Here is a 26,295-nt window from a genome sequence, read left to right on the forward strand (position 1 = left end):
GCTTAGGGCAGGTCCTGTATCACATCGCGCAGGTTCAAGGGCGTTGCCCCCGCATCCAGCAGACGCGACAGGCACTCATGTGTAAACGCCCATGTCGCGTCATCCTGCACCAAATGATGCGTCAGCATGCCCAAGGGTTCAGCCGCATCCGCACGCCCTTCGCGCCGGTCGCGCAGGTACTCTGTCAGATTTGAAAGCTGGTCCTCGGGATATCGCAACCCGCCACCACCACGCCAGTCGATGGGGTCGATATGGGTGTTGATCTGAACCAAAAGGTCAGCCGGCGTTCGCGTTTCGCGGGGTGTAAATGTGGACAGGCCACGGTATCCAAGGGCAGAAAGTTGCGGGACCAAGGCGGGATCAATCCGGTTCCACGGCGGGACGAAAATCTCTGCGAGGGCCGTAGAGAACAGGTTTCTCATCTGGCCGATCGCTGCGCCGATCTCTTCCAGCTGCCCTTGTCGCGGCTCACCGAATTCGGATTTTTTCCGGCCCGCAGTGGCGTGGTTTTCATGTGCCCACCCATGGACGAGCGGCACAAGTTTTTGCGTTTCTGCGACAGCATCAACAAGGGTCTGGTCCGCATGTTTGGGAATTACCGCGATATGAACCGGCATGTTCAACTGGGTGGCCCGGGTGGTCATCCGGTCAAGGGCTGCTGTCATGCTTACCGCATCATCATCACGCCACCAGAGCGGTAGGTAAAGCCCCTCGGCCTGCCAGATCCGCAGCTCGTTTTGCAAGCCTGTCCAGTCAACCACGTTCCCGCTCCCTCACCATATTCGCAACGATTTCAACAGAGGTTTCCGCCCCGAACATTTGCGTGTGTTTTTGCCGTGCACCGCCATCTGAGATCGCGCGGGTCACAGCGGCAAGCAGTTTTTCATCTGTCAAAGCGTCCGACGTCACCACTTCAATACCAGCAGAGCGGGCAAGGGCATTTGCACGAATGCCCTGTTCAACCTCGTTGCCATCGTCAAAGGGCACAAACACCGCAGGGCATGTGGTTTGCAGCAGGTCCAGCGCGGTGTTGTACCCGCAAAAGGAAACCGACGCCGCCGCATGGTTCAACATCTGCCGGAAATCGGGCCGTGTGCTTTCGACGATCACATTGTCCGGTGCACCTTCCTGCAAGGCGGCAATTGTTGTTTGCGCCGCTTGCCCGCCTATCAACAAACGCCAAACCCGTGCTGCGTCCAGCTTGGCCGCGGCGCGGGCGCATCGAAAAAGGTTTTCGCCCACCGGACCGCCGCCTGCGCTGACAATTACTTCGCCCGTACCTGCACCGTCGGGATGCGGCAAGGCGGGGGGCAGGGCGACAAAACCGGTATAGCGCAGCTTGTCGCGCAGCGCGTCCGAAACCGGCCAACTGAGGTCAAGCGGGGCGACATCGGGGTCGGAGTGCACAAGAACGCCGTCATAATATGTATCGATGATCTCATCCGCGAAGACCACCTTTTTCGGCTTGCTGGGCGGGGCAAGAATGTCGCGGATCGACGCGCACACAATGGGATGTTTCGGCATTGTTTCTGACGCAGCCAGCAGCGCGGTGAATTCGTCCTTTAGAATACGGCGGCCAAACGGAAACAGCTCTGTGATCAGCGCATCAGGCTGAAAGGCATGAAGCGTTGCAATCAGTTGTGCCTGTCGCGTTTCCATCAAGGAAATGTTTGCAACCTCCCCGGCGACATCCAGAAGCCGGCTGAAATCAACACCGTCAGAACGTAGGGGCGGCAGTTGCTCAAGCTTGATCTCGCTTGACGCCAAGCGCGCGACTGGCATTCCGCCGGAAACCACAACCGGCTGGTGGCCCGCAGACTGAAACGCCTGCGCCAGCGTCATGGCCCGCGTCAGATGCCCCGTGCCAAGCAGATGGGTAACGACAATCATCACCTTCATGTGGGCCGCGCCACCAGTCGCACCGGTTCGTTTTGCAAATGCCAGTCCTTGCCTGTGATCTCGATGATATAAAGCCTGTTGCGTTTGATTTGAAATGGGGCGGGGCCGTCAAATTGCCACCCCGTGGCACGTGCCAAAAGAACCCGCATCACACCGATATGGCAAACTGCAATGCTGTTTCCGTGCAGCTGCGCGACCCAAGGTTCCAGCCGGTTGAGTAGGGCCAATGGCGGCTCTCCGCCCGGTGGCGTGTAATTCCATCCCCAAGTTTCAATGTCGCGATACCCGCTATCGGGATCGGCGCGCATTTCCTTGCCAAACTTGCCCTCCCATGCGCCCCAGTTCATTTCGATCAGGGCAGGAACTGTGTGCGGCTCTTTGCCCGCGACGATCCGCGCGGTGTCGGCGGCGCGCGACAGGGGGCTGGAAAACACGGTGGCCTCCTGCCACGCGGCGGGCAGCATGAGCTTGGAAAGATCACGTTTAGCTTCAGCATCCAGTGGGATATCGGTACGGCCCTGAATTCGGCCGGCGCGGTTCCACTCTGTGTGACCGTGACGCAAAAGGGCGAGACGGATCATAAGGTTACCCCCACACGGGCTAATCCGTCGCGCAACGTAGACGCGGCAGCTGGCATCAGATGATGCTGCGCGACATAGTCCTGCGCCGCCTTGCCTGACTGGCGGCGTTGCGACGGGTTGGCGAGCATTTCGTCCAATACGCGCGCCAGTCCGGCAGGGCCTTCATCGGGTGCGGGGTAACGCGCAGGGGCCAGAACTTCCCGCATGCCGGGGCGATCTTGCGCAAGCACGGGAAGACCGGCGGCTTGCGCCTCCAGATAGACCATGCCGAGGGCCTCGTTCACGCCGGGCCAGAACATCAGACTGGCGTTTTGATAGGCGGTGCTCAGGGCATCGGGATCGAGTTGTCCCAGAAACCGCAGGCGCGTCCCAAAGGGTGCCATCAAGGCTTCGACATCGGCGCGGGCGGGGCCATCACCGGCAATATCAAGGTGCCAGTTGTCGTAAGACAATAGCGCAAGGGTTTTTGCTATGATCTCGAACGAGGCCATTTTGTCACCGGCGCGCATCATACCAACGCTAAGCATCGCGCCATCACTGGCCTGGACCTGCGGCACTGAAACGGCGGGCAGGAAAGGGCGCAGATGGACAAGGTGTTGCGACGCAGTTGCGTTTTCGCGCAGACCAACAGCGTCGCGGGTAGAGAAGTAAAACACAACGTCTGCTGCATCTGCGGCGGCTTCGGCGGCTCTGGCGAAACCGGCCCATGCACCGGTTAACCGCTTGCGGGCGCGGGTGGATTCGATTTGTAGATAGGGAATGCCCAAGGCCTTGCTGACGTTGGGGCCGACCAGATCGGGAGCTTTGTAATAGTTGTGATAGGTGATCCATGCCTGCCACCCGGCGGTTCGGCCCCGTGGGATCAACCGGTCCACTTCGCTTTGCGCTGCGTCTTGCAAACTGTGCTGAACGCGCTCGTCCCCTTTGCCATCGCGGCTGCGCAATGTGCTGGCCAACGTGACTTCCGCGCCCATGTGTTTCAGGGCCGCAATCAAGGAACGCGCGATGTTGCGATCCCCGGACGGCACCGAATGGGTCGGGGATTTCATCGGTGCATAAAAGGCCAGCCGCATCAGCCCTGTGCCGTCAACATCGCGGTCAAACGCTTGGTCAGGTGTTCGATCCCGGGGTGCATCAGGAAATGGGCGGTAAGTCGGGTAAAGGCAGCGTTCGCCATTGCTGTTGTGCCTGCCGGATCGGCGGCCATTTTCGCCATCTCGATCGCAAGGGCGGCAGGCGCGTCGTCGCTGAGAATGCCATGCACGCCGGTGTCGATAAATTCGGGAATGGCCGAGACCGGTGTGCTGAGGATCGCGAGCTTCTGGCTGGCTGCTTCCATCAGGACATTGGGCAACCCGTCGCGGTCGCCATCGGCAGCGATACGTGAGGGCAGCACAAAAAGGTCGGCCTTGCGCATGGCGGCAATCACCTCTGGCTGGTCGCAGGCACCGCGCCACGTGATGCGGCTGGCAATGCCCAGCCGGTCGGCGCGCGCTCGCATTTCAGCGTCCAAAGCCCCGCCGCCGATGTGGGTGAAATGCCAATCCAGCGCCGCCGGCAACAGGGCCAAAGCGTCCAGCAGGTTATCATATCCCTTTTTCTCGACCAGACGTCCGACGGACATCATGGCAAAGGGCGCGTCGGGTTGGCGCAAGGCACGGGTGGGCGGCGCAGGAAAGCGGCCCAGATCAAGGCCGTGATAGACCAGATCCACCCGTGACGGCGTATCTGCCATTGCCTGTAAATGCTCTGCGCCGAAGCGCGTACAGGTCGCGCCAAAAGCCGCCCCATGCGTGGCACCCGACAACTTTTCCTGCAACTCCCAATCGGGGGAGGTCCAGATGTCCTTGGCATGGGCAGAGAACGACCATGGCAGCCCGCGCAGGATCGCGGCATAGCGTGCCACGGATGACGGCGTGTGCAGGAAATGCGCATAAATGCCGCGCACATCGGCGGGCAATTCATAGGCCATCACACAGGCCTGCCCCCAACGGCGGCGGCGGTTCGCCGTGTCGTCGCGTTCAAGGTCTGCGACAAATGCGGCAGCGGCAGCTTCGAACCCCGGCATCTCGGCTGCGGCCCCCATGGCACGGGCAACGCGGGCCGGATCATCACGCAGGTATTCCGGCAGATAGTGGACAGGCGCCTGCAGCCGGTCATGCAGCGGATGGGTTTTCGTGTCGGTCGGATGGCGCAACGACCAGATGTCGAAATCCAGACCGGCCTCTTCCAAGGCGACAAGTTCCTGCGCGATGAAGGTTTCGGACAGGCGCGGCCAGCCTTTGACCACGACGGCAAGACGGGGAGGCTTGGTCATCGGCTTGATCCTTTTTCCATCAAAGCTAGCGCACGGCGCACAACCACATCCAACCCGTCAAGCAATCCATCCGCCCCGGCGGCAGAGGGCTTGGGTTGATCGGGCAAGGCGCGAATGGCCGCGATCATTGCATCGGTTGTCATCCCGTCACGAAATTCATCCAGCATCCGCACCAGCCCCAGTTCTTCGGCGCGGCTGGCCCTGATCCATTGCTCCAGCCGTGGTTTGGTGCGCGGTACGATCACGGCGGGCCGGTCAAACGACAAGACCTCGCAAAAGGTATTGTACCCGCCCATGCAAACCACCCCGACGGCACCGGCAAACAGCGCCTCGATCCGGCTGTCAAAACCCACGGCAGTGACCCGCCCGTTCAGTTTTGCCACACGGGCGTCAAAGGCATCGCGCACTTCGCCGGACAGGAACGGCCCGTAGATCAACATCGCATCCGGCCCGAGTTCAGGGTCCTGTTCATAGGCGGACAGCACCAGCGAGACCATCGCTGCACCATCGCCGCCGCCGCCCGGTGTGATCAGGACATAGGGGGTGTCTGGCACGTCTGATGCATCAGTAACCTGGCGGCGCAAATAGCCGGTCCAATGCATTCTGGCGCGGGTTTCCGGAGAAAGGGCAAGGCCCTCTGAGGGGTCGTAAACATCGCGCACCCCGTAAACCCAAATCTCGTCATATAGGTTTTCGGCTGCGGCCAACGCGCCCTTGCGGGTCCATTCGGCGGCCAGAACTTCGGGTTCGTCCAGCACATCGCGCAGCCCCAAAACCACGCGCGCCCGCCCGCGCATGCGCAGATATTCCAGCGTTGGCAGCAATTCGCCGCGAAAGCCGGTGGGTTCTTTATCGACAATCAACAAATCCGGTTCGAACCGTTCGACCGCGCTTTGGATCAGCCCCGCGCGCAGCGACGTGGTGTCGTCGATGTCCAATCCCAAAGTTTGGCTGATATAGCTGCCATCGGGTGTTTTGGTCACGCCGGGCAGACGGATGTGATCAACCCGTTCGGGAAAGGTGAACCGCCCCGCCATTGGCGATCCGGTCAGAATGATCGCCGATGCTTCTGGGTCCGCTTGGGTCAGGGCCGTCGCCAACGCCCGCGAGCGGCGCAGATGCCCCAAACCGAAGGTATCGTGACTGTAAAACATAATCCGGCGTGCACGTGTCGCGCCGCGGTTGCTGTGCGAGGGTGTTGGCACCATAAGTGTCACCTTTTCCACCACGCGTTATTCGTGGCTTAGCCTGTGAACAGACCCCCGCAGGATTCGTCTGTGAATTGAGGGTGCTGCATGCACCAGCCCCATTCCGCTATGACATAATTCGCAGGGCTTTGTAAAACACCAAGGATCACGGTTATGTGCATCGGGGCTGTGCTGCACGATTTACAATCCCTATGGCAGTGGCCTAGCGTGGTTTAACTTTTTCGAACCTCGGAATGCTCATGCGCCTGATCCTTTTGGTCTCTCTCCTTTTTAGCCTTTTGTTCGGTGCGTTCCACGCCCCTGTGCAGGCGCAGGGCATTCCCTTTGTCACCGGCACCAAACCGGCGGCCGACGAACAGAGTGCCAAGATCGAAGAGATCATGCGTCAGGCGGCAGAGAACGGGGTTGGCGTTGTGGTCATCGACCGCGAGGGAAACCTGTTGCAACCGGACCCGCCAGCCTTGCCCGCGCAGGCCGAGGGCACGCAGGAGGGATCGACCCTGATGGCGCTACAGGACAGCACTGTGCGGTTTCGCGCGGCTTTGCTGGACCGGATGTTGCAACTACCGGCCGCCTTTAACGAAGTGCTCTATGTCCTGCGTGCGGCCAGTCCTGACGGCAGTTTGATGGCCTTTGGAAAGGCGCTTGCCTATAGTCTGCTCTTGTTTGCTGCGGGTGTTCTGTTCGAACGTGAAATTTACGGCAAACGGTTGATGCGTAATATTATTGTGCGGCGTGTGCGCGAAAACCCCGAAGGGTTTGCCGAAAAAATGCCCTTCCTTGTCCTGCGGTTTATCGTCGGTGTCGGGGGTATTCTGGTGTCGATGGCTGTGGCCTATGTCATAGGTGCAATCGTATTTGGCACCCTTGAAGACACGGCAATCCAGTTCACGGTCACGTTGATCAACGTCGGTTACTTCACCTGCCGTTTGGTCGCGGGCCTGTGGCGGATGATCTTGTCCCCTTATCTTTCGCAGTATCGCATACCGGCGCTCAGCGATCGGGATGCCAACCGGTTGCACCGGTGGCTTTGGACACTGGCGGTTTTCGAGATCTGCGCGATCCTTTTCGGCGCATGGATCGCGGAACTGGGGTTGAACTATGATGTCTATGCCTTCCTGTCCTCGATCCTGTCCGGTGTTATCGTTTTGATTAATATCGTGATGGTGCTGGTCAACCGGCACGCCATTTCGGGGGCGTTGCGCAATGGCCAGACTGTTGAAAACACCAGCATGGGCGTGCGGCTGCTTAGTCAGCTTTGGGCCCCGGCCGTTATCCTTTACGTGCTTTTCGCATGGTTCCAGCTGACCTATGGTCTGGTGCTTGGCCGTCCGAACGCCGTACCGCTGATTGCGGGGGCCTATGGCATCCTGATTTCGATTATCGTGGTCTATGGCGTGATCAATTTCCTGATCGAACGCAGTTTCGCGCGCGCGCGTGCCCTACGCCGCATGAACCGGATTATGGAAGAGGAAGAAGAGCAGGAACAAGCACTTGCAACCGCACAAGCACAAGCGACCAATGACGAAGAAGTCGCCCGCCTGACGCAAGAACTGGAAGAAACCCGCGCCGAAGAGGAAGAGGCGCGCGCAGCGATCGCCCCACGCCACCCGCTGAACACCTTCGAAGGGCTGGCCCGTCGTGTTGCCGGCATTCTAGCGTTGGTCGCTGGAACATATGCGTTCTTTTACATCTGGGACAATGACAGCGCGCAAATGGTCGAAAGCTTTGCGGACAGGTTGCTGGATATCATGGTCGTCTGCTTTTTCGGCTATATCATCTATCACGCCTTTCGCATCTGGATTGACACGAAAATTCGCGAGGAAGTCGGGGATCAGGAAGAGGGCGAGCTGGGCGATGAAGGCGGCGGCACCTCGGCCAGCCGTCTGGCGACCTTGCTGCCCTTGTTCCGTAACTTCATGCTGATTGTGGTTGTGGTGACGATTATGCTGATCGTGCTGATGCAGGTCGGGATCAACGTTGCACCGTTGTTCGCGGGGGCCGGTATTGTGGGTGTCGCGGTCGGTTTTGGCTCGCAAGCCTTGGTGCGCGATATATTTGCCGGTGCGTTTTTCCTGTTCGACGATGCCTTTCGCAAGGGCGAGTATTTGGATGTTGGCGGCGTCAAAGGCACGGTCGAGAAGATTTCGGTACGTTCGTTCCAGCTGCGCCACCACCTTGGCGCTTTGCACACCATCCCCTTTGGCGAATTGCAGGTGATGACGAATTATTCGCGCGACTGGGTCATCATGAAACTGCCCTTGCGGGTGACCTATGACACGGATGTGGAACGGGTGCGCAAGTTGATCAAAAAGCTGGGGCAGCAGTTGTTGGAAGATCCGGTCATCGGCCCTGATTTCATTCAGCCGCTGAAATCCCAAGGCGTGATTGAAATGCAGGACAGCGCGATGATCATCCGCGTCAAATTCATGACAAAACCCGGGGACCAGTGGGTGATCCGCAAACGGATTTATCAGGATATCCGTGAGCTGTTCGAACGCGAAGGCATCAAGTTCGCGCACCGCGAGGTGACGGTCCGTCTGGCCGATGGCAAAGTCGAAGATCTGAGCGAGGAAGAGAAAAACACAATCACCGCAGCAGCGCAGACCTCGATCGAAGAGGAGATGCTGGAGGGCGGCGCAGACACCAACGGGGATGACCGTTAGCGGTAGATTGCCGATGGCGCGATGTTGAACGGCGCGAGCCGTGCTGCACGTTGACTTGTAAGAATGGCCCGCTAGCTTTTTATCGAACCCAACGACAGGAGCGTCCCATGACCCAGACTCGCAGACATTTCCTTGCCACGACTACCGCAACCATTACCCTTTTGCCGTTCGCCGCACATGCGGACGGACATGGCGCGGACAGCTTTGAAACACCTGCCGGCAACATCACCGTACATCCCGTGGCGCATGCCTCGATCGTGCTTGAGACGCCCAAGGGGACGATCTATGTCGATCCGGTGGGCGAGGGCGCGCTGTACGAAGATATGCCTGCACCTGATCTGATCCTGATCACTCATGAGCATGGTGATCACTATAAGGAAGAGACTCTATTGGCGATTGTCGCTGATAGCACCCAGATCATCGCCAACCCTGCGGTGATGGGCAAGCTGCCCGAGGCGCTGAAAGCGCGCGCAAGCGAAGTGGCCAACGGCGGCACCGCCGATTTCGCCGGAATGGTGATCGAAGCGATACCGGCCTACAACACAACCGAAGAGCGCAAGAATTTTCACCCCGAGGGGCGCGATAACGGCTATGTGCTGAACTTCGAGGGCTTCCGTATGTATGTCTCTGGCGACACCGAAGACATTCCCGAAATGCGCGCCCTGCAAGACATTGATCTGGCCTTTGTCTGTATGAACCTTCCGTTCACAATGGACGCGAATGCGGCCGCCTCTGCCGTTTCGGAATTCGCACCGTCCTATGTTTACCCCTATCACTATCGTGGCCGTGATGGTGGCACACAAGATCCCGAAACTTTCGCGAAAATGGTAAGCGGCGACACCGAGGTGAAGTTCGGCAACTGGTACGGTTAACCATTGCAAGGAGGGATGTGCGTCAATCCGGCGGCTGTGCCGCGGGACCTCCGTATCTTAGCGGCCTGATAAAGGGGGGCGTTGGCGATTAGCCAGCGCCCTTAGCTTTTGTAGGGGTCCAGTGAGGCGCGCAGGCCGTCGCCGAGGAAGTTGAAGGCCAGAACGACCACGATGATTGGCAGCATCGGAATGGCGGTCCACCAGTAGATTTCAATGCTGGCGAGGTTTTGGGCGTCGTTCAGCATAACCCCCCAACTGACAGCCGGTGCGCGCAGGCCAAGGCCCAAAAAACTGAGCGCCGTTTCACCAAGGATCATCGCGGGGATCGACAGGGTCGCACTGGCGATCAGATGGGACATAAAGTTGGGTAGAAGGTGGCGGCGGATCACCCGGGATGGTTTTGCCCCCATCATTTCTGCGGCTTTGACGTATTCCTCTTCGCGCAGGGACAGGAATTTCGAGCGCACCGCGCGCGCCAGTCCGGGCCAGTCTAGGATGCCGAGAATGATCGAAATGATGAAGAAGACCGCCACTGGACCCCAATTCGATGGAACGGCAGCGGATAGGGCCAGCCACAGCGGCAGTTCCGGCAGGGAACGCAGAATTTCGATGGCGCGGTTCACGACCCAGTCGGTTTTGCCGCCGAAATACCCCGCCATTGCACCGAAGGTGATGCCAAGCAGGAATGACACGGTGATGCCAATCAGGCCAACGGTCAGGGACAATTGCGCACCATACAGGATCCGGCTGAAGACATCGCGCCCCAGCCTGTCAGATCCCCAGAGAAAAATCGTGGCCCCGTCGGGCGCACAGAACAGGTGGGTGTCAGAGGGGATAAGACCGAACAGGCGATAGGTCTCGCCTTCGCAGAAATACTCCAGTGGCATCGGCGTGGTTTCATCAGTGGTATAGTGCCATTGGAACTGCTCAAGGTCGGCTTCAGCCACAGTGGGATAGACAAACGGCCCGACAAAGCGGCCCTCGTGCCAAAGGTTCACGCTTTGCGGCGGGGCATAGAGGTAATCCGCGCTGCGTTCATTTGGGGTGTAGGGGGCAATGAAGCCGGCAATTGGCAGGATCAGATAACAGGTCAACAGGAACAGGCCCGACACCAGCGCCAGTTTATGCCGTTTGAATTTGCGCCATGTCAGCAGCCACGCAGGCGCATCCATATCCGAGCGTTCTGGCGCGCTGATGTCGACCTCATCGCTCCATGGTTCTGGATCGACATAACGGTTGTCGGGGTGATCGGTCATTTGCTGCGATCTCCGTACCGGATGCGCGGGTCGAGTAAGACCAGCAAAAGGTCGGAAATCATCGTGCCGATCAGCGTCAGCATCGCAACGAACATCAACACGAAAGCGGCAAGAAACTGGTCTTGGGATTTAAGCGCCGTCAGCAGGGATGGCCCGATGGTTTGCAGGCCCAGCACGACGGAGACCAGCACCGAGCCCGATACCATGGCGGGCAGCAGGTTGCCGATGTCCGCGACGAAGGGATTGAACGCCATCCGCAGCGGATATTTGGTGAGCATCTTGGTCGGCCCAAGCCCTTTGGCCTGCGCGGTTTCTACGTAGGGTTTGCTGAGTTCATCCAGCATATTCGCGCGCAGACGTTGCATCATTGCGGCCGCGCCCGATGTGCCGATCACAAAGGTGGGCACGATCAGGTGCAACAGGATGGATTTGACCTTGGCCCATGTCATCGGCGCGCCCTCGAACGCGGGGTGCATGAGCCCGCCAATCGGAAGATCGAAATATTTATTGCCGTAGTAGAACAGGATCAGTGCCAGCAGGAAATTGGGCGTGGCAAGCCCCAGATATCCGACAAAACCGGCGGTGTAATCCACCCATGTTTCGGACTTGGCAGCAGCCAGAACGCCAAGGGGCAGGGCCACGGCATAGACAAACAGAACAGCGGCGAGGTTCACCAGAACCGTCAGCCAAAGTGCATCGCCGACGATCTCGCCGACAGGACGATCAAATTCGAAGGACCAACCGAAATCACCCTGAAGCAGGCCGGAAAAGCCGTTGGGACCGGGCATCATGCCGACCCAGATGAAATATTGTTCCCAAATGGGGCGATCCAGCGCGTATTCGGCGCGCAGAAACTCGGCCTTGGCAACACCTTCGGCCTGACCGGTGGCGCGCAATTCGGCGATCTGGTTGGACAGGTAATCCCCCGGGGGCAGGTTGATGATGATCCAGACCATGATCGACACCACCCACAGGGTCAGCAACATCGTCAGGAACCGATAACCGGCATAGCGCAGCAGGATCATTGCGTCACCTGCTCGAATGCGTCGTCAAAATAGAATTCATCCACACGGTGTACCCCGAAATGCGCGCCCGGATCATAGGCCCAGATCGCTTTTTCCGGCACATTACGCAGCCGTTTGGAGATCACAACCGGTTGCGGGGCCTCGGAGAGGATGCCGATGGCAAATTGCTGGTCTGCGTGAATGTCCAGCATCGCGCGCCAGATCGCTTTGCGTTCCGCAGGCACTGTGGTGTGGGACCAATCGTCGGCCAGCTGCATCAACTTTTTGGCGGCTTCGATATCGGGCGGCTCGCCCGCGCTGCCGGCGGTTGCGTAATACTGGCCCCACTTGGGCCACGCGAAAAACTCCTGATTGGTCGGAGCCAGATATTTGGGCGAGGTCGCTGCCGTGGGCAGGCCATTGTCCCACCCGAACCAGATCGCGGCCATGCTGACGCCTGCATAAACCCGATTGCGCAAAATATCGCGATCGAGCGGGCGCATCACCAGTTTGATGCCAATCTCGCGCCATGTGTCGGTCACGATGGCCAGCGCGTTTTCCACTTCTTGCCGTTCACCGGCTGTTTCGATCACAAACTCCATCGGGCGGCCATCGGGCAACATGCGGATGCCGGCGTCATTGCGATTGCTAAGCCCCATGTCATCAAGCAGGGCATTGGCCGCTTCGATGTCCATGGCCGACCACGCCAGCAGATCGGTTTCGTTGAACAGCGGACTGGAGGAAAGCGCCGTCATGCCGCCCTCGTTTCCCAAACCAAAGTAAAGCGCCCTGTTGATCATGCGCCGGTCAATGCCGAGGCTGAGCGCACGGCGGAACCGCACGTCGCGCATCACCTCGCGCCAGACGGGATCGTTGAAATTCAGGTTCGGATAGATCGCGATCTGGCTGGCCACGCCGCTGGCCCATAAAAGCGTGCGGTAATTGCCGCCATCGGCCTCGCCCTTTTTCAGGATCGAGACATCGGGAAAATCAAGGCCGCGCGCCTGTAAATCCACTTCACCCGCGTTGGCCTTTGCCGCAACCAGCCCGCCGCCGACGATCGTCATGTTCACCACGTCGATATAGGGCAATTGCACGCCGCGCGCATCTATCCTGTGGTAAAACGGATTGCGCACAAACAGCTTGCGTGAGCTGCGCCCGCTGGCATTGATCCACGGCTGCAAGGTCGGCTGGTCAGCGTTGTCGAATTTATACATGCTGTCGCGCTTGTTATGCAGCGCGGCCCAGCTTTTGACCCGGGCGCGGCGGACCTCTTCGGCGAGTGTTTCGGTCTCGGCAAAATCGATGTGGAACTGGCGCAGATAATGGGCAGGCCGGTAAATAAACGGCGGGGCGGCTTGGGCGAGCAGGGGCAGAAAGTTGGAATTCGGCGTATCCCATTCAAAGATCACGGTGTGATCATCAGGAAAGGTGACGCGGCCCAGTTTGTCATCGACGGTCATAAATTCAGGCGGACCGGAGGGGGTGATTTCGGGGTTGTTCACCACCTTTTCCCACCAGTAGCGGAAATCGGCAGAGGTGAAGGGCGCACCGTCGGACCAGCGGTGACCGGGGCGCAGGTGGAGGATATACTTGCGGTCTTCGATCACTTCGACATCGCGCAGGATGTCCGGGTAAAGTTCATAGTCCGGGCCGTACCCGACCAGACGCGCATAGCCGTAAACGACCATCTGACGGACGTCTTTTGAACGGGTCACCAGCGTGCGCAACGTGCCGCCCTGCGTGCCAAAACTGCGCCCTTTCGCTTCAAGATCGACGACCAGCGGGGCGTCGGGCAGGCGTTCGCCAATCGGGGGCAGATTGCCAGCCGCGACTTCTTGCGCCCAAAAGGTGGTTTCCTGCAAAGGGGTTTGGGCAAGCGCCGGCGCGGCAAGTACGGCAAGAAGGGCAAAGAGCTTACGCATGGCAGCGCACCTTATGACCGGGTTCCAATTCACGCAAGGCCGGCGCGGTTGTGCCATCAAAGCGGAACATCTCGGGCCAACTGGTCGGGGCACCCGCCCCTTTGGAGACCAGTTCAAGGTCGATAGGGCGGGTCACATCCGGTTCCGGCTGCGCCGCGATCAGTGCTTTGGTATAGGGGTGTTGCGGATTGTAAAACAGCGTGTCCGGCGGGGCCTGTTCAACGATTACGCCGGCCCGCATGACGGCCACTTCATCCGCAATGCGCGCCACTACGGCCAAATCGTGGCTGATAAAAAGATAGCTCAGGTTCGCATGATCACGGATGTCTTCCAGCAGCGTCAGGATCTGATCCTGCACCGAAACATCCAGAGCGCTGGTCGGTTCGTCACATATCAGCAGTTTCGGGTCCAGCGTCAGAGCGCGCGCAATAGACAGGCGTTGCCGCTGCCCCCCCGAAAACGCATGCGGGTAGCGGCGCAGCATATCGGGGTTCAACCCCACCAGACGCAGCATTTCCGCAGCTTTTTCGATCCGGTCGCGACGGCTGCCTATGTTGTGGATTTCCATCGGTTCGACCAGCGCCTCCAGCACCCGCATGCGCGGGCTGAGCGAAGAATAGGGGTCCTGAAACACCATCTGCGCTTGGCGTTGAAAGGCGGTGCGTTGCGCTGCATTCATGTCGTGAACCGGCAGGGCGGGGTCGCCCGCGACAGGGCAAAACCGAACCTCGCCACCGGCGTCGGGCCGTTCCGCGCCCAGGGCGACGCGCGCGCAAGTCGTCTTGCCCGATCCGCTTTCCCCGACCACGGCCAGCGTTTTGCCGCGCGCCACTTGCAGGTTCACGTCGCGACAGGCGGTGATAGAAACCGGAGCCCGCCATCCGCGCGCGCGCATGGTATAGGTCTTGGTGACGTTCTTGAGATCGAGGATCACATCGTCATGCGATAGTTCGGGCGCGGGCGTGGCAACCGTCGGGATCATTGGCGCAGCGGCAAAGAGTTTGGCCGTGTAGCCATGGGCCGGCGCGGCGAGAATATGTTCGGCGCGGCCCGCTTCCATCACGCGGCCCTTGTTCATCACCACAACCTGCTGCGCCATATTCGCGACGACACCCAGATCATGCGTCACAAGGATCACAGCCATGCCGGTGTCTTTTTGCAGGGCGTTGATCAATCCCAGCACCTGCGCCTGTGTCGTCACATCCAGCGCCGTCGTTGGCTCATCGGCGATCAGCAATTCGGGCTGTGCGACCATTGCCATTGCGATCATCGCCCGTTGGCGCATGCCGCCCGACATTTCGAACGGATAGCTAGAAAAGGCGCGCTCGGGATCGACAAACCCGACCTTATCGAACTGTTCCAACACCCGCGTTCTGGCTTCGCGCGCGCCCATGTCGCGGTGAATGCGCAGCACCTCTGCCACCTGATGTCCCAACCGGTGTAGCGGTGACAGGGACCGCATCGGTTCCTGAAAGATCATCGCAATCCGGTTGCCACGAATGGCGCGCATCTGGCGTTCGGGGCAGCCAAGCAAATCCACCGGCTGTTCGCGACCTGCAAAGGTCACCGAACCGCCTCTGATCTGCGCTGCCGCAGGCAGAATGCGCAGGGCTGTGCGGCAGGTCAGCGTCTTGCCCGACCCGCTTTCCCCGACCAAAGCCAAAGTCTCTCCTGCGGATACTGAAAAGCTGACGTCGTTTACAACGGGCGGTGCATCACCGAACCCGATCGTAAGCGCATCTACATCCAGCAAAGAGGTCATTTGGGTCCTAACGAGGTGTTACAGCTTCAGGATTCGGAGTGAAGCCGATTTGCGGCGACCCGTCCAGCAAGGAAACCCTCACGCGGTTGTGCCCGTACGGCACTGGCTCCGGTCGGTGCATTCAGGTTACACAAGGGGCGGAACGGCGTATTTTGCGCCTCTTTCAAACCAAAGGAACCTGCCATGAGCCGTCTTGATCACTTTATTAACCGAATGGTGTCGCAACGGGCCTGTTTGGATCACGCCATTGCGCAGACTGCTACATTGGGCGGGCCGGTATTTGAACTGGGCCTTGGCAACGGACGTACTTATCACCACATGGCCGAAAACATGCCGGATCGGGCCATCTATGTTTTCGAGCGCGCCGTCGCGTCGCACCCGCAAAGCACGCCACCCGATGACATGCTGATCCTTGGTGATGTCCATGACACGCTGGTGCAGGCCCTTGAGCGGTTCGGTTCGACAGCATCTTTAATCCATGCTGATTTGGGCGGGCACAACCCGGCCAAAAATGACGCCTTTGCGAAAGCGATTTCACCGCTTGTCGAGCCGCTATTGGCCAAGGGCGGTCTGATGGTTGCCAGCGACCGGATGTATTTCGACGGGCTGACCGAACAGGCGTTGCCATCCGATGCTGTTCCCAACAGTTGCTTCATCTACGGCTAAAACGACGTAACGACCTAAACGATCAAGACCTCTTGCAGGAATCGCAAGGGGTCTTTACGTCTTGGCGTAAGAATTGAAATGCAGTTTTACTATGTGAAACAAGTGGAGCATGTCAGTGCAGAAGGCCAGACAAACAGGACCGAAACGGACAGAGGGGGCAGCGCAATGAATGCGCAAACCACCGACCGTAAATTCGCCAATACGCTGGGGCGGGGGCTTGGGATTCTGCGGGCTTTTCACGCAAGCGATAATGGCCTGACCCATGCCGAAATTGCTGCCCGTACCGGCCTGCCCAAACCGACGATTTCACGGCTGACCTATACGCTATGCGAACTTGGATATCTGGCACATGGCGGGCGCAACGAACGGTTCCGGCTGGGGCCGGCGGCGGTTGCACTGGGGTCGGTTGCCTCCCTTTCCAACAGCTTTGTGGATCTTGCGTCCGACACCATGCAACGCCTCGCGGACGAGACCCGCACACTGGCCCTGATCGCGGTGCGTGATGGCGCGCGGATGTTGTTGGTCAAAACGTGGCGGCCCAGTGGTGCGGCGACGATCTGGCTTGATCCCGGACAGCGCATTCCGGTCTACGGATCGTCATCGGGTCTGGCGGTGTTGGCTTCGCTGGATACCACCAAATTCGCGGAAATTGATGACGCGGGCGAAATGGCGCAATTCCGGCAGGAGGGTTATGACCAGCTGATCGGGCAGGGCTTTGCAATGGCACCTGCGCCGACACGTTACGCCAGCACGGTAAACGCGGTCAGCGTTCCCTATTACGCAACAGAATTCGGCGAGGCCGTCGCCTTTACCTGCGGTGCCTTGCCAAGGGATCTGCCCGATGAGCGGATGGTCGCAGAAGTCGGCCCCGCCCTCAGGGACGCTGTGCGCCGTTTAGAACACAGAACCGGACATGCGCCTGCACTGGCCCGTCGCGGATGAACACTCAGGAGAATATGATGACCGATAAGATCGCCTATACCCGACATGACGACGTGGCTGTGCTGCGCATCCAGAACCCGCCGGTAAATGCCCTGTCCCAAGCGGTGCGCCAAGGCCTGTGGGACGCGATGGACCGTGCCGAGGCAGACGAAGGCGTGCGCGCAGTGCTGATCGTGGGCGAGGGGCGGGCGTTCATCGCCGGTGCCGATATTACAGAATTCGGCAAGCCACCGATGGAGCCGAACCTGCCGGCCCTCTGTACCCGGATCGAAGCATCGCCCTTGCTGGTGGTTGCCTCCATGCACGGTGTCTCTCTGGGTGGCGGTTTGGAAATCGCGCTGGGCGCGCATTACCGCATTGCGCAACCGAGCGCCCGCATCGGCCTGCCCGAAGTGCATCTGGGGCTGATCCCCGGTGCGGGGGGCACCCAGCGTTTGCCACGTCTGGCAGGGGTCGAGAAATCGCTTGATATGATCACCAGCGGCCGTCAGGTGAAAGCCGCCGAAGCGCTCGATATGGGCGTGGTGGACCGCGTCGCCGAAGGCGATCCCGAAGCGGTTGGTCTGTCATATGTAAGCGATTTGCTGGCCGAGGGTGCGGCGCGCCGTCCCGTGAGCGAACTGCCCGCAGCGCCCGCAATTGACTGGGATGCCACCTATGATGCGGTGCTGCAAAAAGGCCGCGGCCAGATCAGCCCCGCCACAGCCGTTCGCGCCGTGCAAGCCGCCAGCGAGTTGTCCTTTGCCGAAGGTATGGCCAAGGAGCGTGATCTGTTTGTTGAATTGATGGGCACTGACCAACGTCAGGGCATGATCCACGCGTTCTTTTCTGAGCGCGCGGTGGGCAACCTGCCCGAGTTGAAGGGCGTTACGCCCCGAGACCTGAAAGCCATTGGCGTGATTGGTGGCGGTACAATGGGCGCAGGCATTGCGACGGCAGCGCTGCTGTCGGGGTTTGATGTTGTGCTGATCGAAATGACGGTCGAGGCCGCCGAGGCCGCCCATGGCCGGATCAGCGGCAACCTTTCCGGCGCTTTGAAGCGCGGCAAGATCAGTCAGGAAAAGTTCGACACGCTGACCCAAAAGGCGCTGACCGTGTCGACAGATTACGACAGTCTGAAAGACGTCGATCTGGTGGTTGAAGCCGTGTTCGAAAACATGGAGGTCAAGAAAGAGGTCTTTGGCAAGCTCGACGCGGTCTGCAAGGCTGGTTGCATTCTGGCCTCCAACACCTCGTACCTTGATGTTGACGAAATCGCTGCTGCGACATCGCGGCCTGCGGATGTGATCGGGCTGCACTTCTTCTCTCCGGCGCATATCATGAAACTGCTCGAAGTGGTTGTGGCCGAACAAACCGCCCCCGATGTGGTGGCGACCGGTTTTGCACTGGGCAAGGCACTTGGAAAAATCTCTGTGCGCGCGGGCGTGTGTGACGGGTTCATCGGCAACCGCATTCTCGCGACCTACCGTACGGCTGCGGATCATATGGTGCTGGACGGCGCGTCGCCTTACCAGATCGACAAAGCCTTGGTCGATTTCGGTTTCGCTATGGGGCCGTTCGCTGTCGCCGATCTTGCCGGTCTTGATATCGGCTGGATGACACGCAAACGCAAAGCGCCCGATCGCCATCCGGCAGAACGCGTCCCCACCTATATCGACCGCCTGTGCGAAGAGGGCCATTTCGGCCAGAAAACCGGCGAGGGGTATTACCTTTACGAAGCGGGCAAACGCGCAGGTGTGCCGAACCCCAAGATCAGCGAACTGGTTGCCGCCGAACAAGCCGAGCTTGGAATTACGCCACGTCCCTTCACCGATGAAGAGATTGTGCGCCGCTACATGTGTGCCATGGTGAATGAAGCCGCGAAAGTCGTCGGCGAAGGCATCGCCCGCCGTCCGCTGGACGTCGATATGACGCTGCTCTTCGGTTACGGATTTCCGCGCTATTGGGGGGGGCCAATGAAGTGGGCCGATATTGTCGGGCTGGACACTGTTCTGGCCGATATCGAAGCCTATGCGTCCGAGGATGCCTGGTTCTGGCAACCTGCCCCGTTGTTGAAAAAACTCGTGGCCGAAGGCCGCACATTTGATGATCTGAACAAGGACGCCGCAAAATGAAACAAGCTGTAATTGTCTCCACCGCCCGCACGGGGCTGGCCAAATCTTTTCGCGGGTCGTTCAACATGACCCATGGTGCCGCGATGGGCGGACATGCTGTTCAACACGCCGTTGAACGCGCCGGTATTGACCCGTCCCAGATCGAAGATGTGGTCATGGGCTGTGCCAACCCCGAAGGCGCGACCGGCGGCAATATCGCCCGCCAGATCGCCCTGCGCGCGGGTCTGCCGATCACCGCGGCGGGTGTCACGGTCAACCGGTTCTGTTCCTCGGGTTTGCAAACGGTTGCAATGGCCGCCAACGCCATCACCCAAGAGGGCGCTGGCCCGATGGTTGCCGGTGGCGTCGAGAGTATTTCGATGGTCGCGCCCCACTCCAAGTCGGTCAAGGATGCATGGTTGGAGGAGCACAAGCCCGCCATCTACATGACCATGATCGAAACGGCAGATATTGTCGCCGAGCGTTATGGCCTGAGCCGTGAATATCAGGATGAATTCGGCCTGCGCAGCCAGCAGCGGATTGCCGCGGCCCAAGCTGCCGGCAAATTCGACGACGAAATCGTGCCGATGAAAACCACAATGGGTGTGCAGGACAAAGAGACCAAGGAAATCTCGTATCACGAGGTTACGGTCGACAAGGATGAATGCAATCGCCCCAGCACAACGCTTGAAGGTCTGGCGGGTCTGAAGCCCGTGCGCGAAGGTGGTTTTGTGACGGCAGGCAACGCCAGCCAACTGTCAGACGGGGCCGCCGCCGTGGTGGTAATGGACAGCAAACAAGCGGAAAAACAGGGGCTTGAGCCGCTGGGCGCTTTCAAAGGGTTTGCTGTTGCCGGTTGTGAACCCGACGAAATGGGCATCGGCCCGATCTACGCTGTGCCGCGTTTGCTGGAACGTCACGGGCTGAAAATCGACGACATCGACCTGTGGGAGTTGAACGAGGCATTCGCGTCACAATGCCTCTATTCCCGCGATACATTGGGCATCGACCCCGAGAAATACAACGTCAACGGCGGCTCAATCGCGATCGGGCACCCATTCGGCATGACCGGCGCACGCTGCACCGGCCACTTGCTGCTGGAAGGCAAACGGCGCGGCGCGAAACTGGGTGTCGTGACCATGTGTATTGGCGGCGGCATGGGTGCTGCCGGCCTGTTCGAAATTTACTAAAGCCGCTTTCGTACGTTTCTGAACACCAGCTTCGCAAGACGCATTCGCCCCCTGTCAGGGGCCGCGTGTTGCGGGGCGACAGAAACCGGAACCGGTAGACTTATAGGGAGAGAAGAGATGGACCTGAGTTACTCAGACGAAGAAAAGGCGTTCCGCGACGAAGTCCGCACCTTTCTGGCAGAAAAGCTGCCGAAGGAGCTGCGCGATAAGGTTGCAGGCACCGATGGTGAAGGGCTGACCAAAGCCGATATGGAACGCTGGCACGCGATTCTGAACGAACAGGGCTGGCTGGTGCCCAACTGGCCCAAGAAATTCGGCGGCGCCGAATGGAACGCCGTGCAAAAGCACATTTTCGAAGAAGAAGCCGCCGCCGCCGATGCGCCGCGCATTGTGCCGTTCGGTTTTTCGATGTTGGCCCCCGTGCTGCATAAATTCGGTTCTCAGGAGCAAAACGATTACTGGCTGCCCCGCATGCTGAACGGCGATGACTGGTGGTGTCAGGGCTATTCCGAACCGGGTGCGGGTTCCGACCTTGCCTCGCTGAAAACCACGGCTGTCAAGAACGAGGCGGGCACGCATTACATCGTGAACGGCCAGAAGACATGGACGACACTGGGCCAGCACGCCAACATGATCTTCTGTCTGGTGCGCACCGACAAGGATGTGAAACAGCAGGAAGGCATTTCATTCCTGTTGATCGACATGAACACACCGGGCATCGAAGTGCGCCCGATCATCCTGCTGGACGGTGCCCATGAGGTGAATGAAGTCTGGTTCACAGACGTCGAGGTGCCCGTTGAGAACCTTGTTGGCGAAGAGAACAAGGGCTGGACCTATGCGAAATATCTGCTGACGCATGAGCGTACGAATATTGCTGGTGTCGGTTTCTCTCAGGCGGGTCTGAACACGGTTAAACGTCTGGCAAAATCCGAAATGGCGGGCGGCAAGCCGCTGATCCAGAACCCGCATTTTGCAGCACGCGTCGCGCAGGTCGAAATTGACCTAAAGGCGATGGCGACCACAAACATGCGCATCATCGCCAAAGCGGCCGGTGGCGGCACACCGGGCATCGAGGCCTCGATGCTTAAGGTCAAGGGAACGATTATCCGTCAGGAAATCAACGACTTGGCGCGCCGTGCGGCAGGGGCCTATGCGATGCCGTTTGCCTCTGAAGCGGTCGAAGGATCGAACGCGGGCTTGCCTGATCCATTGGGCGCAGGACCAGTCGCGGCCAAGTATTTCAACAACCGTAAACTGTCGATCTTTGGCGGTTCCAACGAAATCCAGCGCGGTATTATCGCCAAAGTAAGCATGGGAGGATAAGCCATGAATTTCGAGCTGACAGAAGAGCGGCAAATGCTGCAAGACACGCTGCGCCGTTTTTTGCGGGACCGGTATGACACGGCAACGCGCAACACCATCCTCGACAGTGCAACCGGTATGTCCACGGATATCTGGAACGAACTGGCCGAACTGGGCGTGATCGGCGCGCTGTTCACGGAAGAGCAGGGCGGTTTCGGCGGCAAGGGTTTCGACATCGCGGTGGTCTTTGAAGAACTGGGCCGCGCGGGCGTGGTCGAACCGTTCCTTGACACGGCGGTTCTTGCCGGCGGACTGGTGGCGGATTTGGGCAACGAGACCCAAGCTGCGCTGGTAGAAGAGATCATCGGCGGTGCGTGCCAGATGGCCTTTGCCCATGGCGAACCGACCAGCCGGTATGACCTGAACCGGGTTCAGAGCACAGCCAAAGCAGATGGCGACAACGTCGTTCTAAACGGCCACAAAGCCGTTGTGATCAATGCCGAAGCGGCGGATCATCTGGTCATTTCGGCCCGCGAAAGCGGACAGCCGGGTGAAGATGCAGGGATTTCCCTGTTCCTTGTTCCTGCAGATACCAAGGGCATCACAATGCAGGGCTATGCCCTGCTGGCCGGTGGCCGTGCTGCCGAAGTCATGCTGGATGATGTGACCATTCCTGCTTCCATGAGACTTGGCAAAGCGGGCGCGGCATTCGCCGCCATCGAAGCGCGCACTGCTGCCGCATCGGTCGCCCAATGCGCCGAAACCTTGGGGGCGATGGAAACCGCGACAGCCTTGACCAAAGATTACCTGATGACGCGCAAACAGTTTGGCCGCCCGATCGGGACGTTTCAGGCGCTTGCACATCGCATGTCTGACCTGTTGATCGAGATGGAACAGGCGCGTTCCGCGGTGATCAATGCCGCCGGCCATCTGGAAGGCGACCGCAAGACCCGCGAGGTGAATGTTTCTGCAACGAAAAACCTCATGGGGCGCGCGGGACGTCTGGTGGCCGAGGACAGCATCCAGATGCACGGCGGTATTGCGATGACGCAAGAATACGAACTGGCCCATATCGCCAAGCGTATTGTCATGGGTGACCATCGGTTTGGGGATACGGATCACCATCTCGAGCGGTTCATCGCCCTCGCCGCTGCATGAGCGGAGGGCATGACGTGAGCCCCTTGCCGGATGAAGCTTACCTGATCCGCGACGAAACGGGCACGCAAACGCTGATCGGATATGTCGTCGACATATCCGATCCGCCGCGCGCGCATTGTTGGTTGAATGTCGGCCCGACCCATACGAACCGGCACAATGTCCTGCACGGGGGCATTACCGGCTGTCTGCTCGACAATGCCAGCGGCACAGCAGGTTCCCTGACGGTTGATCCGTCAGGCACCGCGCCGTTTCTGACCATTTCCATGACCACGCAATTTATTGCGCCCGGTCGTCCTGGATGGGTGAAGGCCACGGGCACGGTGATTGGGGGCGGGCGCAGTCTGCTCTATATCAACGCTGTGCTGGCGCAGGACGACGGCACGGTGATTGCCACCTCGACAGGTGTGTTCAAACGGGTGCCGCAGGAGAAACTGACATGAGCGCACGTATCGAGGATCTTGGCGACCGGCTGATCATCTGGAATGGCAATGCGGAAAAACGCGGGGCGCTGTCGCCGGAGCTTTATGACTGCATCAACGCCGCTATGGAGCAGGCGCAGGACCCCCGCATTCGTGCGGTGATCCTGACCTCCGAGGGCAGTTTCTTTTGCGCGGGCGGGGATCTGAACGTGTTGATCGAACGCCGCCGGATTACCGAACCTGAACGTCGCGTGAAGGTCGATGAGTTGCATGATTTGCTGCGCGGCATCCGCGCGTGCCCCGTGCCGGTGATCGCTGCTGTCGAGGGGGGGGCCGCGGGTGCGGGCCTCAGCCTTGCGCTGGCTTGTGATCTGATTGTCGCCGCTAAAGACGCAAAGTTCACAGCCGCTTACGTTAAGGCAGGGTTGGTGCCGGACGGCGGGCTGACGTCGGCAATGTCGCGACTGTTGCCCCGCCCCATGGTCATGGAAATGTGCCTGATGGGTCGTCCGGTCATGGCCACACGGTTTGCTGAACTGGGCGCGATCAATCGTGTGGCAGGGTCGGGCAAGGCGATGGAGGAGGCGATGGCGCTGGCGGATCATCTGGCCACAGGCCCGCGCGAGGCACAGGGCGTGATACGCGGACTGGTGTCGCAGGCATATGAGACGAGCGAAGCAGAACAACTGGATGCAGAGCGTAACGCGATGGCGTCTGCAGCCGGTAAAGACGAGGCCGCTGAAGGTATTGCGGCATTTTTGGAAAAACGTCCGGCGTCCTACAAATAGGACCGCTGGTTAGGGAGAAGATGAGATGGCAAGGGTAGAGGCATTTTTGGCCGATCAGGTCGCGGTGCGCGCGGATGCGATGGCGTTAACAGACAGTATCGGCACAGCATGGAGCTTTGCAGATCTGGACCGCGCCAGCGATGCGTTGGCGGACGTGCTGCGCGCCGCTGGTGTTTCGGCAAATGATCGCGTTTTGATGTTGTCGGAAAACTGTGCCGCTGCGGTTGCGGCATTGTTCGCCTGTTGGAAGATGGATGCAGTGGTGATCCCCGTGAACGCGCGCCAGACCGAGGGAGAGGTCAAGCGCATCATGGATCACGCCACCCCGGCGGCAGTGTTGATGACATCGGCGGTTTCAAAGGATGCTTTGCAACACGCCGAACGGATGGGGGCGACAGAACAAACCGGTGCCTTCGGTTCGATGCATCTAGCCGCTTTGCCGTCCAACCCTGATGCTGACCTGCATGATGTGGCCACGCTGCTTTATACAACGGGCACAACGGGTGACCCCAAAGGGGTGATGATGACGCATGACAACATGCGCTTCGGGGGCATGGCGTCTTCGGGTCTGCGCGATATGACCGCGGATGATGTGGTCTATGGGGTGCTGCCCCTGACCCATGTTTTCGGCTTGGTTTCTGTCATTACCGGTGCGTGTTATTCGGGGGCAACGGTGCAGCAAGAGGCACGTTTCTCGGCCAAGGCGTTGTATGATGCAATCATGAACGGCGTCACGGTATTGCCCGCCGTGCCACAGATGCACGCGCTTGTAATGCAATATACCAAAGAGCAGGGGCTGAGTAAGCTCGACTCGCCCAGCCTGCGCTATGTGTCCTCTGGTGGTGCGCCGCTGGATCCGGCGTGGAAACGCAAAGCCGAAGCCTTTTATGGGCTGCCATTGCAAAACGGCTTTGGCATGACCGAGACGACTTCGGGGGCTTCTGCCACGCGCAACGCCTTGGGGTCACCGGATATCTCCGTAGGTCCGCCGACGCCGGGCACTGAAGTCAAAATTGACGATCAGGCCCCCGGGGGCAATGGCAACGGAACCGGCGAACTACTGGTCCGCGGCCCCCACGTGATGAAGGGCTATTACCGCAATCCGGTCGAAACGGATAAGGCGCTGAGCGCGGACGGTTGGTTGCGCACGGGAGATCTGGGCAAGATAGACGAGGTGGGGCACATCCACATTCTGGGCCGCTCCAAAGAACTGATCATTCACGGCGGGTTCAATGTTTACCCGCCCGAGGTCGAGGCCGCGTTGAACGATCACCCGCAGGTGATCCAGTCTGCCGTCATCGGTCGCATGAAAGACGGCGACGAGCAGGTGCTTGCCTTTGTCCAGATTGCCGAAGGGGATGATCTGGAGGCAGCGGAGCTGCGTGATTTTGTGAAAGAACGCTTGACCGGTTACAAGCGGCCCAGCCAGATCGTGCTGGGCACCAGCTTGCCTGCGGCCCCGACAGGCAAAATCCTGAAACACAAATTGCTTGAGGCATTTGCCGATCAGCTGGAGTAGCGCTGCTCCTCCAGCTGCTGGTGGCTTGCGAGGGCGTTAAACGTAGACGCCTTCGGCCGCCGCACGAATTGCTTTAATGTTGGTGCCGTAGGGGGCGGGGTCGCTTACTGACCCGCCTCTGAACACCGCAGAACCGGCAACCAGCACATCGGCCCCTGCCTGTGCAACGATGGGGGCTGTATTCACGTCCACACCGCCGTCGATTTCGATGTGAACCGGACGGTCACCGATCATCTGGCGCAGGGTTTTGATTTTGTCGCTCATGTCGATAAATTTCTGACCGCCGAAACCGGGGTTTACCGTCATCACACAGATCAGATCGGTTAGATCCAGTAAATGCGCCACGCTTTCGGCTGGCGTGCCGGGGTTCAGAGCAACGCCTGCCTTGGCACCGGTTGCGCGGATCGCCTGCAAAGTGCGGTGGATGTGCGGGCCAGCTTCGATATGGGCGGTGATCACGTCAGCACCGGCTTGGGCGAAGGCATCGATATAGGGATCGACGGGGGCAATCATCAGATGCACGTCCATCACGCCCTTGATGTGCGGGCGGATCGCTGCGCAGGTGGCGGGACCAAAGCTGATGTTCGGCACGAAGTGGCCATCCATCACGTCGACATGAACCCAATCGGCGCCTTCTGCCTCGACGGCGGCGCATTCGGCCCCGAAATTGGCAAAGTCGGCGGCAAGAATGGAGGGGGCGATTTTGATGCTGCGGTCAAAGGTCATAA

Annotated in this window: 22 protein-coding genes; 11 read left to right on the forward strand and 11 right to left on the reverse strand. The window is 59.5% G+C overall.

All coding sequences use genetic code 11. The annotated features are described in order from the left end of the window. Window positions 1-2: 2 nt before the first annotated feature. Genes Z947_RS0107045 through Z947_RS0107070 form a run of 6 tightly spaced genes read right to left on the reverse strand, consistent with a single transcriptional unit; the run spans window position 3 to window position 6,005 of the window. Window positions 3-761: a polysaccharide deacetylase family protein gene (locus Z947_RS0107045; protein ID WP_025043605.1), complete on the reverse strand. Its 759-nt coding sequence runs from the start codon at window positions 759-761 to the stop codon at window positions 3-5. Continuing rightward, a complete protein-coding gene (locus Z947_RS0107050; RefSeq protein ID WP_025043606.1) occupies window positions 754-1,899 on the reverse strand; it encodes a glycosyltransferase family protein in 1,146 nt (381 codons plus the stop codon). The genes Z947_RS0107045 and Z947_RS0107050 overlap by 8 nt, the downstream gene beginning before the upstream one ends. Beyond that, on the reverse strand, window positions 1,896-2,480 hold the full coding sequence (locus Z947_RS0107055; RefSeq protein WP_025043607.1) for a histidine phosphatase family protein: 585 nt from the start codon (window positions 2,478-2,480) through the stop codon (window positions 1,896-1,898). Before Z947_RS0107055 ends, Z947_RS0107050 begins: the two co-directional genes overlap by 4 nt. After that, on the reverse strand, window positions 2,477-3,553 hold the full coding sequence (locus tag Z947_RS0107060; RefSeq protein WP_179453250.1) for a glycosyltransferase family 4 protein: 1,077 nt from the start codon (window positions 3,551-3,553) through the stop codon (window positions 2,477-2,479). The genes Z947_RS0107055 and Z947_RS0107060 overlap by 4 nt, the downstream gene beginning before the upstream one ends. Next, entirely contained in the window at window positions 3,553-4,797 is a 1,245-nt protein-coding gene (locus Z947_RS0107065; protein WP_025043609.1) for a glycosyltransferase family 4 protein, read from the reverse strand. Before Z947_RS0107065 ends, Z947_RS0107060 begins: the two co-directional genes overlap by 1 nt. Continuing rightward, window positions 4,794-6,005, reverse strand: a complete 1,212-nt coding sequence (locus Z947_RS0107070) for a glycosyltransferase family protein (RefSeq protein ID WP_025043610.1) — start codon at window positions 6,003-6,005, stop codon at window positions 4,794-4,796. Before Z947_RS0107070 ends, Z947_RS0107065 begins: the two co-directional genes overlap by 4 nt. 239 nt (window positions 6,006-6,244) lie before the next feature. Between Z947_RS0107070 and Z947_RS0107075 the strand changes: the two genes are divergently transcribed. Together Z947_RS0107075 and Z947_RS0107080 are read left to right on the forward strand one after the other, a co-directional pair. Then, complete coding sequence (locus Z947_RS0107075; protein WP_025043611.1) at window positions 6,245-8,671, forward strand: mechanosensitive ion channel family protein; 2,427 nt, start codon at window positions 6,245-6,247, stop codon at window positions 8,669-8,671. 107 nt (window positions 8,672-8,778) lie between these two features. Beyond that, entirely contained in the window at window positions 8,779-9,543 is a 765-nt protein-coding gene (locus Z947_RS0107080) for an MBL fold metallo-hydrolase (RefSeq protein WP_025043612.1), read from the forward strand. A 101-nt stretch (window positions 9,544-9,644) separates the two neighbouring features. On the opposite strand, the gene Z947_RS0107085 is transcribed toward Z947_RS0107080, so the two are convergent. The 4 genes from Z947_RS0107085 to Z947_RS0107100 are packed head-to-tail and all read right to left on the reverse strand — an operon-like array spanning window position 9,645 to window position 15,490. Beyond that, complete coding sequence (locus Z947_RS0107085; RefSeq protein WP_025043613.1) at window positions 9,645-10,799, reverse strand: ABC transporter permease; 1,155 nt, start codon at window positions 10,797-10,799, stop codon at window positions 9,645-9,647. After that, the gene (locus Z947_RS0107090; protein WP_025043614.1) at window positions 10,796-11,824 is read right to left on the reverse strand and encodes an ABC transporter permease; all 1,029 of its coding nucleotides are present in this window, start codon (window positions 11,822-11,824) and stop codon (window positions 10,796-10,798) included. Before Z947_RS0107090 ends, Z947_RS0107085 begins: the two co-directional genes overlap by 4 nt. Next, the gene (locus Z947_RS0107095) at window positions 11,821-13,728 is read right to left on the reverse strand and encodes an ABC transporter substrate-binding protein (protein ID WP_025043615.1); all 1,908 of its coding nucleotides are present in this window, start codon (window positions 13,726-13,728) and stop codon (window positions 11,821-11,823) included. Before Z947_RS0107095 ends, Z947_RS0107090 begins: the two co-directional genes overlap by 4 nt. Further along, on the reverse strand, window positions 13,721-15,490 hold the full coding sequence (locus Z947_RS0107100; RefSeq protein ID WP_025043616.1) for an ABC transporter ATP-binding protein: 1,770 nt from the start codon (window positions 15,488-15,490) through the stop codon (window positions 13,721-13,723). Before Z947_RS0107100 ends, Z947_RS0107095 begins: the two co-directional genes overlap by 8 nt. Before the next feature lie 183 nt (window positions 15,491-15,673). Between Z947_RS0107100 and Z947_RS0107105 the strand changes: the two genes are divergently transcribed. The 9 genes from Z947_RS0107105 to Z947_RS0107145 all read left to right on the forward strand — a co-directional run bounded on the left by Z947_RS0107105 (window position 15,674) and on the right by Z947_RS0107145 (window position 25,567). Then, a complete protein-coding gene (locus Z947_RS0107105) occupies window positions 15,674-16,156 on the forward strand; it encodes a class I SAM-dependent methyltransferase (protein WP_025043617.1) in 483 nt (160 codons plus the stop codon). 165 nt (window positions 16,157-16,321) lie between these two features. After that, window positions 16,322-17,098 carry an IclR family transcriptional regulator gene (locus Z947_RS0107110; RefSeq protein WP_025043618.1) on the forward strand — a complete coding sequence of 259 codons (777 nt, stop codon included), beginning with the start codon at window positions 16,322-16,324 and terminating at the stop codon, window positions 17,096-17,098. Window positions 17,099-17,115: 17 nt separating this feature from the next. Then, window positions 17,116-19,212, forward strand: a complete 2,097-nt coding sequence (locus Z947_RS0107115) for a 3-hydroxyacyl-CoA dehydrogenase NAD-binding domain-containing protein (RefSeq protein WP_025043619.1) — start codon at window positions 17,116-17,118, stop codon at window positions 19,210-19,212. Then, window positions 19,209-20,381 carry an acetyl-CoA C-acyltransferase gene (locus Z947_RS0107120; protein ID WP_025043620.1) on the forward strand — a complete coding sequence of 391 codons (1,173 nt, stop codon included), beginning with the start codon at window positions 19,209-19,211 and terminating at the stop codon, window positions 20,379-20,381. The genes Z947_RS0107115 and Z947_RS0107120 overlap by 4 nt, the downstream gene beginning before the upstream one ends. Window positions 20,382-20,498: 117 nt before the next feature. Then, window positions 20,499-21,704, forward strand: coding sequence for an acyl-CoA dehydrogenase family protein (locus Z947_RS0107125; RefSeq protein ID WP_025043621.1), 1,206 nt, complete (start codon window positions 20,499-20,501; stop codon window positions 21,702-21,704). A gap of 3 nt (window positions 21,705-21,707) precedes the next feature. Continuing rightward, entirely contained in the window at window positions 21,708-22,841 is a 1,134-nt protein-coding gene (locus Z947_RS0107130; protein WP_025043622.1) for an acyl-CoA dehydrogenase family protein, read from the forward strand. 14 nt (window positions 22,842-22,855) lie between these two features. Then, a complete protein-coding gene (locus tag Z947_RS0107135) occupies window positions 22,856-23,281 on the forward strand; it encodes a PaaI family thioesterase (protein ID WP_025043623.1) in 426 nt (141 codons plus the stop codon). Beyond that, window positions 23,278-24,048, forward strand: coding sequence for an oxepin-CoA hydrolase, alternative type (locus Z947_RS0107140; RefSeq protein ID WP_025043624.1), 771 nt, complete (start codon window positions 23,278-23,280; stop codon window positions 24,046-24,048). The genes Z947_RS0107135 and Z947_RS0107140 overlap by 4 nt, the downstream gene beginning before the upstream one ends. A 25-nt stretch (window positions 24,049-24,073) precedes the next feature. Further along, window positions 24,074-25,567 carry a class I adenylate-forming enzyme family protein gene (locus tag Z947_RS0107145; protein WP_025043625.1) on the forward strand — a complete coding sequence of 498 codons (1,494 nt, stop codon included), beginning with the start codon at window positions 24,074-24,076 and terminating at the stop codon, window positions 25,565-25,567. A 36-nt stretch (window positions 25,568-25,603) separates the two neighbouring features. Here the strand turns inward: Z947_RS0107145 and rpe are convergent, their stop codons facing one another. Further along, window positions 25,604-26,293, reverse strand: coding sequence for a ribulose-phosphate 3-epimerase (gene rpe, locus Z947_RS0107150; protein WP_025043626.1), 690 nt, complete (start codon window positions 26,291-26,293; stop codon window positions 25,604-25,606). Window positions 26,294-26,295 lie beyond the last annotated feature (2 nt).

Source organism: Sulfitobacter geojensis, assembly GCF_000622325.1.
GTDB lineage: Bacteria > Pseudomonadota > Alphaproteobacteria > Rhodobacterales > Rhodobacteraceae > Sulfitobacter > Sulfitobacter geojensis.

Bases quoted from the DNA above. Each gene is read 5' to 3' on its own strand.
- Z947_RS0107055 (WP_025043607.1), bottom strand. From the start codon at position 2,480: ATGATCCGTCTCGCCCTTTTGCGTCACGGTCACACAGAGTGGAACCGC.
- Z947_RS0107075 (WP_025043611.1), top strand. From the start codon at position 6,245: ATGCGCCTGATCCTTTTGGTCTCTCTCCTTTTTAGCCTTTTGTTCGGT.
- Z947_RS0107100 (WP_025043616.1), bottom strand. From the start codon at position 15,490: ATGACCTCTTTGCTGGATGTAGATGCGCTTACGATCGGGTTCGGTGAT.
- Z947_RS0107065 (WP_025043609.1), bottom strand. From the start codon at position 4,797: ATGACCAAGCCTCCCCGTCTTGCCGTCGTGGTCAAAGGCTGGCCGCGC.
- Z947_RS0107145 (WP_025043625.1), top strand. From the start codon at position 24,074: ATGGCAAGGGTAGAGGCATTTTTGGCCGATCAGGTCGCGGTGCGCGCG.
- Z947_RS0107095 (WP_025043615.1), bottom strand. From the start codon at position 13,728: ATGCGTAAGCTCTTTGCCCTTCTTGCCGTACTTGCCGCGCCGGCGCTT.
- Z947_RS0107070 (WP_025043610.1), bottom strand. From the start codon at position 6,005: ATGGTGCCAACACCCTCGCACAGCAACCGCGGCGCGACACGTGCACGC.
- Z947_RS0107085 (WP_025043613.1), bottom strand. From the start codon at position 10,799: ATGACCGATCACCCCGACAACCGTTATGTCGATCCAGAACCATGGAGC.
- Z947_RS0107105 (WP_025043617.1), top strand. From the start codon at position 15,674: ATGAGCCGTCTTGATCACTTTATTAACCGAATGGTGTCGCAACGGGCC.
- Z947_RS0107125 (WP_025043621.1), top strand. From the start codon at position 20,499: ATGGACCTGAGTTACTCAGACGAAGAAAAGGCGTTCCGCGACGAAGTC.
- Z947_RS0107130 (WP_025043622.1), top strand. From the start codon at position 21,708: ATGAATTTCGAGCTGACAGAAGAGCGGCAAATGCTGCAAGACACGCTG.
- Z947_RS0107120 (WP_025043620.1), top strand. From the start codon at position 19,209: ATGAAACAAGCTGTAATTGTCTCCACCGCCCGCACGGGGCTGGCCAAA.
- Z947_RS0107110 (WP_025043618.1), top strand. From the start codon at position 16,322: ATGAATGCGCAAACCACCGACCGTAAATTCGCCAATACGCTGGGGCGG.
- Z947_RS0107080 (WP_025043612.1), top strand. From the start codon at position 8,779: ATGACCCAGACTCGCAGACATTTCCTTGCCACGACTACCGCAACCATT.
- rpe (WP_025043626.1), bottom strand. From the start codon at position 26,293: ATGACCTTTGACCGCAGCATCAAAATCGCCCCCTCCATTCTTGCCGCC.
- Z947_RS0107060 (WP_179453250.1), bottom strand. From the start codon at position 3,553: ATGCGGCTGGCCTTTTATGCACCGATGAAATCCCCGACCCATTCGGTG.
- Z947_RS0107140 (WP_025043624.1), top strand. From the start codon at position 23,278: ATGAGCGCACGTATCGAGGATCTTGGCGACCGGCTGATCATCTGGAAT.
- Z947_RS0107090 (WP_025043614.1), bottom strand. From the start codon at position 11,824: ATGATCCTGCTGCGCTATGCCGGTTATCGGTTCCTGACGATGTTGCTG.
- Z947_RS0107050 (WP_025043606.1), bottom strand. From the start codon at position 1,899: ATGAAGGTGATGATTGTCGTTACCCATCTGCTTGGCACGGGGCATCTG.
- Z947_RS0107115 (WP_025043619.1), top strand. From the start codon at position 17,116: ATGACCGATAAGATCGCCTATACCCGACATGACGACGTGGCTGTGCTG.